Below are 11,721 nucleotides of genomic sequence, written 5' to 3' on the forward strand. Positions count from 1 at the left end.
CCTAAGCTGCGTTAGACTTAGGTCCTTTTGTGTTTTATAAGTTAAATTGGAAGATGAGATTCTAAACTTTGAACGTGCGTGAAGGAAATAGCAGATAAAAAAGAACACACATCCAATCTGTGTGTTCTTAACCCGATTCCTAATATGGCAGCCTCACAATAAAACTAGTTCCCTTCGGCTGATTCCGCACAGCCTTAATGCTCCCGTTATGTTTCGCCACAATCCACTGGGCAATCGATAGCCCGAGTCCGGAGCCGCCAGTTTCCCGCGACCGGGCTTTATCCTCACGATAAAAACGATCAAAGATAAAAGGAATATTCTCCTCCTTAATTCCAATCCCCGTATCCGTAACCTCTAAAATAAACTTGTGATCCTCGCAATAGGTTTTTACGCCAATGCTGTCATGCTCACTCGTATACTTCAGCGCATTATCAAGCAAGATGACCAGAAGCTGATGAAGGCGGGTTTCATCTACTTCCATGTCAATCGAACAGTTTAGGTTCAACCAAAAATGCTTGTCCTGCGACTCGGCAATCTCCATATAAGGAGCACACACATTACTGACAAACGTATCCGTCTTAATCGGATTCTTCACAAGCTCCGTTTGCGCAGAATCGGCTCGAGCCAATGTTAACAAATCAGACGTGAGCTTCGACAAACGCCTTGTTTCCGATAAACTCAGGGCAATATTATCAAACTTATTCATAATTTTTTCATTCGGCTCGGTCAGCAGCAGCTCTAATTTATTTTGAATAATCGTCAGCGGCGTCCGCAGCTCGTGTGAAGCATTTTCGACAAACTCTCCTTGCTTGTTCCAAGAATGAATAATTGGCTTCATCATTTTTTTCGATAAAATATAGCTTGCTGAAATCGAAAGAATGATAAAAATCAAGGAACAAATAATAATCAGCTTTCCAAAGTTGTCAATGATTGTTTGTTCGGCATCAATATTCATCATCAGCTGCGTGTACGCGATTTCGTCGTCCGTATTCTGATCCTCGAAAAGAAGATATCTGTAATGATACTGATCGTTGATAACGGTATTGGTAATAGTATCGATTTTTGATTTATCAAGGGAAAAATCCTGTAAATAATTTTCGTAAAAAGAAGTTCCCATCTCGTCTAAATTAACGATTTCGCCTTCTTTATTCCAATTTAAGACGATAATTCGCGGGTTTAGACGGTGTTCCTTCGGGGGAGGATCGCCATCATCCATCCCTTCGCCTTCACCCGGTCCCTTTCCATGCATGTCAGGGATATCATCCGATATTTTTTCTTTAAATAATTTCAGTTCCTCGTCCGCTTTCGAAAACAATGTACTTTGCACCTGTGTAAAGATAATAACGCCGAAGATGGTGAAAATTACTGTAAAGGCAATTAGGTTATACACCATAAATTTTAGCTGCTGACTGCGGAAGAGGTTTCGATTAGCCATTTTCTTCACCATCGGTCAGCATATAGCCTAAGCCGCGGAAGGTTTTGATATAGTGATCATAGCCGAATGCTTTCAAGTTTTTTCGTAGCTTGCTGGCGTATACCTCGACAACCGTTGTCGACGTATCCGACTCAAAGCCCCAGATCCGGTCAAAAATTTGTTCCTTCGTTAAAATCGTATTTTTATTATTAATCAGGTATTCTAGTAGGTCGAATTGCTTCCCGTTAAGTTGAACCATTTCGCCGCCAATTGAAGCGGTTTTATTTTTCAAATGAAGCTTTAACTCTTTAAATGAAAGAGTATGTTCTTCAAGCTGGCCTCCTGCTCTTCTCACAACAGCTTCCAAGCGCAGCAACAGCTCCTCGCGGTGGAAGGGTTTCACGATATAATCGTCCGCACCCACTTTAAAGCCTTGAATCTTATCATCAATTCCATCCTTGGCCGTTAGCATCACAACCGGAGTCATTACCCCGCTTTTGCGCAGCTCCTGCAAAACCTCATATCCATTCATATACGGCATCATGATATCTAATATGATGATGTCAAAAATATTCTGCTGCGCTAAAAACAGACCCTCTTCACCATCAAAGGCCTGCTCCACATCAAACATATTCCCCGTCGTTTCGCGAATCGTATCCGAAAGATACCGATCATCCTCAATAATCAACAATTTCATCATGTAATCTCCTCTTTAAGAAAGCAATTGAATTAGTTCGATTATAGGACGAAATCCAAAAAATGCAAGTATCCGTTTTTAAAAATGATGCAGGGGGACGGTTCTCTTGCTTCCAAATTTGGAAGCAGAAGAACCGTCCCCCTGCTTTAAGCTTTGTTTAAGGTTCGTCCTCCATACTAGCGTTATCGGTGATGCAAATCGAATAAAAATGCGTTGGAAAAGGAGACTATTATGAAAAATAAATCGAATTATTATAAAGCAGCAGCGTTACTTTTATCTACAGGTTTATTATTTGGTTGTACGAACAAATCTGATTCTACAAACGAAAGCACAGGTACGAAAGCGGCAGCGGGGAGCGCGGCGGTTGAAGAAGTAAGCACATTATTGAGCAAGACGGTAACGTATGATCAAGACGATCTTTACAGTGATTGGAAAAGTGAAAATCCAACCACGATTGAATTGAAGGGGAGTGATGCTGAATTTGACTCCACGGCAGCTGTACTTTTTCAGGAAAATGTTCTGACCATTAAAGCAGGCGGAGTGTATGTCATCAGCGGTCAATTGGATAACGGACAAATTGTTGTCGATGCAGAGGATAAAAATACGGTTCGGCTTGTGTTGAACGGCGTTGAAGTCACTTCATCAGACGGTCCCGCTCTTCATGTAACAAGAGCAGAAAAAACAACGATTTCCCTTGAGGAAGGGACCGAAAATAAGCTCACGGACGGAGCAAATTATACAAATGTAACTGATGAAGAAGCGAATGCAGCAATTTTTAGCAAAGACGATTTAACGATCAACGGTACTGGTAAATTAATCGTTACAGGTAACCATAATGATGGAATCACTGGCAAGGATGACTTGAAAATCACAGGTGGAGATATTCAAATTAAAGCGGTTGACGACGGGCTGATCGGACGGGATCTTCTTGCTGTAAAAGAAGGTACGCTAACCATCGATGCTGGCGGAGATGGAATGAAATCCTCCAATGATAAGGATGCATCAAAGGGAAATATTGCTTTAGAGGGCGGTACATTCAACATTACAGCTGGCAATGACGGGGTCCAGGCTGAAAAAACGCTTGCCATTGCTGACGGAGATTATACAATCTCTTCCGGAGGGGGCAGTCCTGAAACCGTCGCTGGTAACAATGAAATGATGCGCGGACCTGGGATGAATAGTGCAGCTGAAACCACCGCAACAACCGAGGATGCTGAGAGCGGAAAAGGCTTAAAAGCAGCAGTAGAACTCGCTATTGGCGGCGGAACCTTTAATATCGACTCTGCGGATGATGCCGTGCACAGTAATGACAGCCTGCTGATTGCTGGCGGTGACATGACGATTGCATCCGGTGATGATGGGATTCATGGAGATACATCTGTCACAACAAAAGGCGGCAGCATTACAATTACAAAAGGCTATGAAGGAATCGAGGGTCAAAATATAACGATTGATGATGGTACGATTCATGTTACAACAAGTGACGATGGCATCAATGTCGGTGGCGGCAACGATGGTTCTGGTATGGATATGCAGTCCTCCTCTAAATCAAGCGACCAAATGCTGACAATCAACGGCGGGATGATATATGTGAATGCCCAAGGTGACGGCTTGGATTCAAACGGGTCAATTAAGATGACAGGCGGCACTGTTTTGGTTAATGGTCCAACCAATAACGGAAATGGTTCCCTTGATTATAATGGAAGCTTTGATTTGACCGGCGGATTCCTAATTGCGGCCGGAAGCTCTGGTATGGTACAGGCTTCATCTGAGGAATCCACACAGAACGGTATTCTTATGACTTATCCAGAAACACAGGCAGCAGGGACTATTATTCATCTGCAGGACAGTGACGGAAAATCAATCGCAACCTTCGCACCAGCCAAGGACTATCAAGCGGTCTATATCACATCACCTGAGCTGAAAAAGGATTCCTCTTATACACTTTATTCCGGAGGAACTTCTACTGGTAAGGCAGCAGATGGTTTATATACTGATGGTGATTACAAGGACGGCACAAAAGTCGTAGAGTTTACGATTTCTGATTCTGTAACATGGTTGAACGAATCAGGTGTTACAACTGCCAGTACCGGACATGGAGGAGCAGGCGGCTTCGGCGACGGTGATGGTACGAGACCTGAAAGAGGAAATATGACTGATATGTTTTCAAATCTTGATGATGAGACAAAGGCAAAGGTGCAGTCAATCATGGAGCAGGAAAGAGCAGGCACGATCACAAGAGAGGAAGCACAGACGCAGTTGGCTGAGCTTGGCGTTGAGTTCCCAGGAAAACCCCAATAAGAAATAACAGTCAGATCATTCTCCCGTGGATATTTTTATCGAATAGGTATAAAATGGTCAAGGTTACCAATCATTTCTTATAGAAAAAAGGCACTTCCTAAATGAAGGGAAGTGCCTTTTTTACTTTTAAAAATCAATGTGATCAGGATCAGGACCCACTCGAAGGTTTTGATTTAATTCATCAATCGCTGCCATCTCCTCGGTCGTTAGCTCAAAATCAAATATACTTGCGTTTTCTATAATCCGATGTTCCTTCGTTGATTTTGGAATGGTGATCACTCCGTTTTGCCGATCCCATCGTATAATGACCTGGGCAATCGACTTATTATGGGTTTTGGCTATTTCCTGTAAAACTGGATGATCTAAAAGCTGCCCCTGCATTAACGGTGACCAGGCCTCTAACTGAATGCTGTGTTCCAAACAAAAGGCTTGGACTTCCTTTTGGGTTAAACGTGGATGGTATTCAACCTGGTTGATCATTGGTTTGATTTCTGCTGTTTTCAATAACTCTTTAAGATGATGAACCTGGAAGTTGCTGACACCAATCGCTTTTACACGGCCCTCCTTATATAATGTTTCTAAGGCACGCCATGCGTCTTTATATTTCCCTTCCACAGGCCAGTGAATCAAGTATAAATCTAAATAATCAAGCCCAAGCTTTTTTAGGCTGGCTTCATAGGCCGCCAGTGTGGATTCGTAGCCTAAATCAGAATTCCACACCTTTGATGTGATAAATAACTCGTCCCTTGAGATGCCAGTTTCTTGGATTCCTTCACGAATTGCCTGCCCCACACCTTCTTCATTTTCATAAATCGCCGCTGTATCAATACTACGATAGCCATGCTTGATGGCAAATTTGACGGCATTCACTAATTCTGGTCCTTCTTCCACTTTAAATACGCCAATACCAAGCCAGGGCATTTTAACACCATTATTCAATGTCGTTGTATCTTGTAAATGTTGAATCATTTTTATTGACCTCCAATGAATTGATTAATTTTTTAAAAAGAACTTTCAGCAAACCTGTTCTGTCAGCGTTGTAGGGTCTTCTTGATCGTTCCTTTCAAGGCTTGCACTCCATCCTGTTAAAATAACAGCGGCTAGTACCATAAGTGCTCCGATCCATGTGGTGTGAATAAGTCCGATTGAGTCAGTAACGATGCCGCCTAAAAAGGATCCGATGGCAATGCCTGCGTTAAATGCAGCAATATTAAGCGCTGATGCAACATCAACAGCAGTCGGAACATACCGTTCGGCCAGCATGACCACATAAACCTGCAACCCCGGTACATTCATAAAAGCAAGAAGTCCCATTAAGAAAATGGTCAGTAAACCTGCGATTTTAAAGGGAGCTGTAAAGTGCAAGACTAACAGGACAACAGCTTGAACGATAAACATATAAAATAATGCTTGAATAGGGTTTTTGTTCGATACTTTTCCTCCTACCATGTTTCCAATGGCAATGGCAATCCCGTAAAGCAGCAGAATGAGAGCAACGGTTCCTTCCTTGAAACCTGTTATATTTTGCAGAATGGGTGATAAATAAGTAAAGACAACAAAGGTTCCTCCATAGCCTAAGACAGTAATAATGAATACAAGCAGCAAGCGGCCGTTTGTCACTAATTTAAACTGGTCACGAAGGGTGGCTCGGTTTCCTTTTCTTAAATCAGATGGTACAAGAATATAATTGGCGATTAGTGCAATAACCCCTACTATCACAATGACCAAAAAGGCCATTCTCCAGCCGAACTGCTGACCAATGAAGGTACCAAATGGAACACCCGTTACGGTAGCTACCGTTAAACCGGTAAACATAAAGGCGATCGCGCTGGCCCTTCGGTTTTCAGGCACTAAATCTGCTGCAATCGTAGAAGCAATTGACATGAAAACGCCGTGGGAAAAGGCAGAAATGATACGGGCTGTAAGTAAAACACCAATACTGCCTGCACTCGCGGCAATACTATTCCCAATAATAAAAATAACCATGATCCAAAGCAGCAGTGCTTTCCGAGGCATTCTCGAAGTAAGAGCTGTGAGAACCGGTGCCCCAAAGGTTGCGCCCAAAGCATATAAGGAAACGGTTAAACCGGCTGTTGTAACAGGTATGTGTAAATCATCAGCAATTAGTGGCAGCAGCCCGACGCTGATAAATTCTGTGGTGCCGATAGCAAATGCACTGACTGCTAGGGCAATTAATGCAAGGGTGCTTCTTTTTTTATCTAGAGACATAATTTCTCCTCCTTTAATTTTAGGTTGAATGACATGTTAAAAGTAAATGAAACCTGTTAAGTTCAACCCGCAAATGCTATTATGGGATAAACGGGTTTGAAAAAGAAGTACGTACTTTAAAGTAATATAGATACCTAAAAGTTATATAGGTACTTTTTAGTACCTATAAAATGGAGGCCAACATGATGGAAAAAAAGAAATACAATATATCCGTAGAAGCAACGTTAGAAGTGATTGGCGGCAAGTGGAAATGCGTGATTCTATGCCATTTAACTCATGGCAAAAAAAGAACGAGTGAATTGAAAAAGCTGATGCCAAATATTACACAGAAAATGCTAACTCAGCAGCTGCGTGAATTAGAGGAGGATGGAGTGATTAACCGAATCGTGTACAATCAAGTTCCGCCTAAGGTAGAATATGAGTTAAGTGAATATGGCTGGAGTTTGGAGGGAATCTTGCATTCGCTTTGCGACTGGGGTGAAAAACATATTACGAAGGTTTATGGGGATAAATTTAGTGTCTTGGAAGAAAGTATTTTAAATGAACATTTGAAATAATGCCTAATGCTTAATAGCCTACATATTCCCATACAGGTTGGAAACCTTAAGACAAAGGAGGTTCTCAACATGAAAAAATTCTTTATGATTTTTTGTATGGCTTTTTCTTTGTTTTCCGTAACAGGGTGCGGCAGAGATGAGAAACCTGAGGATGACGAAAAAGTGGAAGATGTAGAAGAAGAGGATGAAATTGGTGACGGCGAAGTCGATGATGAATAAATGTTGGGAGTGCTGGTTGGGCGCTCCTTTTACTTTAGCGGAGATCGTTGGAGTTTTTTTACGTCTTATTTCACAAGATGTTTACATGAAAAGTGAAGTGGTGTGGTCAGACGGATTACGAAAGACAAAAGGATGATGGAGAAAGAGGAAACTGCCCTTCATGAGAGTTATGAAGGACAAAAGGTTAATGGAGAAAGAGGAAACTGTCCGTCATGAGAGTTATGAAGGACAAAAGGTTGATGAAGAAAGAGGAAACTGTCCGTCATGAGGGTTATGAAGGACAAAAGGATGATGAAGAAAGAGGGAACTGTCCGTCATGAGGGTTATGAAGGACAAAAGGATAATGGAGAAAGAGGAAACTGTCCGTCATGAGGGTTATGAAGGACAAATAGACGAAACGGAATTAGTAGCTTTCTTATAGATACGTACTAAAGGACAAATCCAAGGTCGAAGAAGACTACCCACATGCCTAATAAAAGCAATCCACCATCCTATACAATGTCTCATACAGAAACCCCTTTAACGAATCACACAAAAAAACACCCCCAAACCCTTGGAGGTGCCTCATTCTATCGATTAAAAAAGAAAATGCGCGACAAGTGTAATAATCGGCAAGGTAATCAGCGTTCTCTGGATGAAAATCACAAACAGCTCCCAGAAAGAAACCGGAATTTTCGAGCCTAGCAGCAATCCGCCAACCTCGGACATGTAGATCAGCTGTGTAACAGAAACGGATGCCACGATAAATCTTGTCATGTCGCTCTCAATTCCTGCACCGATAACAGATGGCAGGAACATATCAGCAAATCCAACAACCAATGTTTCAGAAGCGGCTTTTGCTTCAGGGATTTGCAGCAGCTCCAATAACGGAATAAACGGTACACCCAGCCATTGGAAAATCGGAGTATACTCAGCAATGATTAACGCAAGTGTTCCAAGAGCCATGACGATTGGGGCCACGCCCATCCACATATCAAGAACATTTTTACCACCGGATACGAAGAATGCTTGAAGCCCGCGGTTATTTCCGGCTTTTTCAAGTGCCTGTGAGAATCCCCAGGATAGAGGCGTATGACCATCAGGGATATAATCCTCTGTATAATCATCCGGCTTCTCCACATAATACGTATCCTTTTTGCGTGACAGCGGCGGAATTCTTGGCGCGAGAAATGCAGCAACCAAGCCAGCGCCTGTAATCGTTAAATAAAACGGAACGAACATATGGCTCAGTCCAACCTGTGAAATCACAACAAGGCTGAATGTAATAGAAACAACTGAAAATGAAGTCCCAATGATAGCAGCTTCACGTTTTGTATAATAGCCTTCCTCATATTGCTTACTTGTTAAAAGAACCCCAATCGTCCCGTCGCCAAGCCAGGAAGCAATACAATCGATTGACGAACGGCCTGGTAATTTAAAAATCGGGCGCATCACCTTTGTCAGCATCGTTCCAAACAACTCAAGAAGACCAAAGTCCAATAGGAGCGGCAGGAACAAGCCGGCAAATAAAAAGACCGAGAATAGTACAGGCAGCAGACTATTTAAAAGCAAACCACCCGTATTTTCAGACCAAATCATTTCCGGTCCCAATTGGAATAGGACGCAGACGGCAAAGATCGAACCAAGTATTCTTGCGGCAAACCAAACAGGAGGGACATCCAGCAATGCTTTTAAAAATGGATTTCGATTCATCACCTCTGGACGTACGGTTTTCATTAAAATCGTCCCCATCAGAGTAAGAATGATAATCCCCGTCATAATAGCAGGTAGAAAGTCAGCAAGCCATTCTTGTACCAAACCTGATAATACTGCAATAGGAATGGTAATATTATCGTTAAACGAAATCGGAATCATAAATAGAAAGATTCCGAGAATAGAAGGGATTAGAAAAGTCGCAACTCTTTTAGGAGACTTTTTTTTGCGCAGTTCTTGTTGTAATATTTGTTCCACCTATAATCAACCTCGTTACATATTTATTAGACTTTGCTAATGTTAATGCATAATCAGCCTGTTGCCAACCTTATTTCCCAATCTAATAATTCTGTATTTTCAAGTCTTCAGAGTGCTCATAAGTTATTTCCTGAGCTAGTAGTATTGATTATTTATAAGACATAACCATCCTCTATCAAAATATGAAAAGTTTTCGAGGGATTTTTACATGGATAGCGTAGAAATACTCTCTTTCGTCAACATTTGTAGAATGAATAGAAAAGGCAAAAATCCTTATTTAAAAAGGATGTAGCAAATTTATAGATAAAACATAGCTAAATTCTTGTAATTTCATGTCGTTAGTCTGAAAATTATAAAAATAATAAATGGGGTTTTTTTCGTGATATGATTCTTTCTGCATCCATAATTATTTGAAAATTTAAAGAAAGTGGTGGATTACTATGTTGGAAGAAATAAAAAATCATTTTGAGAAAGTAAAAAAACGTAACCCATTACACGTGAATGAATTGCTTGATCATATTCAAAATAGATACATACATGGTGAACTATCCATCGTTGAATACAAACAATTTTACTCTGTGCTTGATAAATTAAATGCACAAAAGCCGGATTTATTTATTTTTGCTCCAATTAGTTAACATCATTAGCATGAATATAATTTTATACATCAAATAAAGGAGGGAGTTCTGGATTGTAGAGCACTCTCTTTTTTTGTATCAAAATTTCTCCATAAAATCATTTTAGAAAATAACAATATTCATTACCTTATATAGAAATTATCGATATCACTCTATGTATATATGAAAATAAATTCGTAGAAGTGAGTTTATTTCTAATATTCAAATAAGTTATAATAAGGTTAAAGTAATGCTAGGAGGATTGAAATGAAAAAACATTCTACTGAAGCTATTCCGCTGATTCTTGATTTCTGTCTCTGGTTAAATGAACACAATAAATCCCCTAATACGGTAAAAACGTATAAAAGAGAATTGGAAAAATATCAAGAATGGCTTCATGAGAAGAGCAGGGATATCAATCGCCTAGAAAAGATGGATATCCAATCCTATATCGATTATTTAGAGGAACAGCAGAAAAGTCTTGCGACGATTGATAAAACAATTGGGGCAATCAGGACTTTTGCTAAATTTCTTGAAAAACCTGAGCTAACTTTTGGGATCGAAATCAAACCTGTCGAAAAAAAGAATGAAATTGAAACATTATCTGCGGTCGAATACGGCATGCTATTGAAAAAGGTTAAAGAAGACGGGAATTTACGAAATACAACGATTGTCTATGTTTTGCTGCATACAGGAATCCGCGTTTCGGAACTATGCAGCTTAAATCGTACCCATATTAATTTGAACAATCACGAACTAACTGTGGAGAAAGTAAATGAAAAAAGAGTTATTCCTCTATCACAGGAGACACGAGAATACCTGCGAAATTATTTAGACTCCCATTCGTTTGAAAACGCGGTGTTTGTTTCGAATGCGGGTGAACGTCTTACAGAAAGAGCTGTACAATATATGCTGAAAAAATATGATGTGAATCCGCAAAAGCTCCGCCATACTTTCTGCCAGCGGCTTATTGATAATAAGGTAGATGTTGAAACGGTTTCCCGTCTTGCAGGTCATAAGGATATTAATGTAACAAAAAGATATGTTAAGTCACGCATGAATAAACAAAAGGTGGAAGAAGCCATTAATCAAGCCTTTACTAATAATCCTACTAGCTAATATCCTGATTATATATAGAAAGAACTCTACTTTATTGTGAAGGGTTCTTTCTTTTTTTGTTTTTTTCGAAAAAACGAAAAGGGAATGTTGATTCCATCTTTGTTAGATGGTATGATGAAGGCCTTGCTTTTGATAAACAGGAAAAATGTCACTTTTCTAAGAAAAGCATTAGCTTAAAATTGGTGTAGAAAAAAGTTTGTTTATGAAGTTGACTTCGATGAACGATGATGGTATATTAATCTTTGTCGCCGAGATAAGTTACTTTCTTTAGAAAGTATATATTGAATAGGAAGTTGACTTCGGTGAATTAATTTATTATAATCATTTTTGTTGTCATTGGGATAACAAATAATTGTGTAAATTTGACGGATTTTAATTACTAGATTTTTTCAAAAAAATATTGACTTCCGAAAATGAGCAAGTTATAATAATCTAGGTCGCTGTAATATAACAGCTGATGATTGTTCTTTGAAAACTAAACAAAGCAGAACGTCAACGTTTTAATTTTTTTAGTCTTTTTTCAAAAAGACATGTAGAGCTTAGTCAAACAATCTTATTGGAGAGTTTGATCCTGGCTCAGGACGAACGCTGGCGGCGTGCCTAATACATGCAAGTCGA

10 protein-coding genes and 1 rRNA gene are annotated in these 11,721 nt (G+C 40.1%); 6 read left to right on the forward strand and 5 right to left on the reverse strand.

The features are described from left to right. Positions 1–139: 139 nt before the first annotated feature. Positions 140–1,435, reverse strand: coding sequence for a sensor histidine kinase (locus ACHUFV_RS23620; protein WP_394238480.1), 1,296 nt, complete (start codon positions 1,433–1,435; stop codon positions 140–142). Then, complete coding sequence (locus ACHUFV_RS23625; protein WP_394238482.1) at positions 1,428–2,111, reverse strand: response regulator transcription factor; 684 nt, start codon at positions 2,109–2,111, stop codon at positions 1,428–1,430. Before ACHUFV_RS23625 ends, ACHUFV_RS23620 begins: the two co-directional genes overlap by 8 nt. A gap of 231 nt (positions 2,112–2,342) precedes the next feature. Here ACHUFV_RS23625 and ACHUFV_RS23630 point away from each other — a divergent pair, with 231 nt between their 5' ends. Continuing rightward, positions 2,343–4,412, forward strand: coding sequence for a carbohydrate-binding domain-containing protein (locus ACHUFV_RS23630; RefSeq protein ID WP_394238484.1), 2,070 nt, complete (start codon positions 2,343–2,345; stop codon positions 4,410–4,412). A 126-nt stretch (positions 4,413–4,538) separates the two neighbouring features. Here the strand turns inward: ACHUFV_RS23630 and ACHUFV_RS23635 are convergent, their stop codons facing one another. Then, complete coding sequence (locus tag ACHUFV_RS23635; protein WP_394238486.1) at positions 4,539–5,381, reverse strand: aldo/keto reductase; 843 nt, start codon at positions 5,379–5,381, stop codon at positions 4,539–4,541. A gap of 45 nt (positions 5,382–5,426) precedes the next feature. Next, complete coding sequence (locus ACHUFV_RS23640) at positions 5,427–6,641, reverse strand: MFS transporter (RefSeq protein ID WP_394238488.1); 1,215 nt, start codon at positions 6,639–6,641, stop codon at positions 5,427–5,429. A 185-nt stretch (positions 6,642–6,826) separates the two neighbouring features. On the opposite strand from ACHUFV_RS23640, the gene ACHUFV_RS23645 reads away from it, so the two are divergent. Further along, positions 6,827–7,198: a winged helix-turn-helix transcriptional regulator gene (locus ACHUFV_RS23645; RefSeq protein WP_394238490.1), complete on the forward strand. Its 372-nt coding sequence runs from the start codon at positions 6,827–6,829 to the stop codon at positions 7,196–7,198. Between the two features lie 69 nt (positions 7,199–7,267). Continuing rightward, positions 7,268–7,417 carry a hypothetical protein gene (locus ACHUFV_RS23650; protein ID WP_394238492.1) on the forward strand — a complete coding sequence of 50 codons (150 nt, stop codon included), beginning with the start codon at positions 7,268–7,270 and terminating at the stop codon, positions 7,415–7,417. Between the two features lie 576 nt (positions 7,418–7,993). On the opposite strand, the gene ACHUFV_RS23655 is transcribed toward ACHUFV_RS23650, so the two are convergent. Continuing rightward, entirely contained in the window at positions 7,994–9,367 is a 1,374-nt protein-coding gene (locus ACHUFV_RS23655; RefSeq protein WP_394238494.1) for a YjiH family protein, read from the reverse strand. Between the two features lie 440 nt (positions 9,368–9,807). Here ACHUFV_RS23655 and yppF point away from each other — a divergent pair, with 440 nt between their 5' ends. From yppF to ACHUFV_RS23670, 3 genes are all read left to right on the forward strand, one after another. Beyond that, complete coding sequence (gene yppF / locus ACHUFV_RS23660) at positions 9,808–10,005, forward strand: YppF family protein (protein ID WP_394238496.1); 198 nt, start codon at positions 9,808–9,810, stop codon at positions 10,003–10,005. Between the two features lie 246 nt (positions 10,006–10,251). Beyond that, a complete protein-coding gene (locus ACHUFV_RS23665; RefSeq protein ID WP_394238498.1) occupies positions 10,252–11,103 on the forward strand; it encodes a tyrosine-type recombinase/integrase in 852 nt (283 codons plus the stop codon). A 553-nt stretch (positions 11,104–11,656) separates the two neighbouring features. Continuing rightward, positions 11,657–11,721, forward strand: a 16S ribosomal RNA gene (locus ACHUFV_RS23670); the annotation flags it as partial.

Origin of the sequence: Niallia oryzisoli, assembly GCF_043641075.1 — a bacterium.
Taxonomy (GTDB): domain Bacteria; phylum Bacillota; class Bacilli; order Bacillales; family Cytobacillaceae; genus Bacillus_BD; species Bacillus_BD oryzisoli_A.

Bases quoted from the DNA above. Each gene is read 5' to 3' on its own strand.
- ACHUFV_RS23645 (WP_394238490.1), top strand. From the start codon at position 6,827: ATGGAAAAAAAGAAATACAATATATCCGTAGAAGCAACGTTAGAAGTG.
- ACHUFV_RS23635 (WP_394238486.1), bottom strand. From the start codon at position 5,381: ATGATTCAACATTTACAAGATACAACGACATTGAATAATGGTGTTAAA.
- ACHUFV_RS23625 (WP_394238482.1), bottom strand. From the start codon at position 2,111: ATGAAATTGTTGATTATTGAGGATGATCGGTATCTTTCGGATACGATT.
- ACHUFV_RS23665 (WP_394238498.1), top strand. From the start codon at position 10,252: ATGAAAAAACATTCTACTGAAGCTATTCCGCTGATTCTTGATTTCTGT.
- ACHUFV_RS23630 (WP_394238484.1), top strand. From the start codon at position 2,343: ATGAAAAATAAATCGAATTATTATAAAGCAGCAGCGTTACTTTTATCT.
- ACHUFV_RS23620 (WP_394238480.1), bottom strand. From the start codon at position 1,435: ATGGCTAATCGAAACCTCTTCCGCAGTCAGCAGCTAAAATTTATGGTG.
- yppF (WP_394238496.1), top strand. From the start codon at position 9,808: ATGTTGGAAGAAATAAAAAATCATTTTGAGAAAGTAAAAAAACGTAAC.
- ACHUFV_RS23650 (WP_394238492.1), top strand. From the start codon at position 7,268: ATGAAAAAATTCTTTATGATTTTTTGTATGGCTTTTTCTTTGTTTTCC.
- ACHUFV_RS23640 (WP_394238488.1), bottom strand. From the start codon at position 6,641: ATGTCTCTAGATAAAAAAAGAAGCACCCTTGCATTAATTGCCCTAGCA.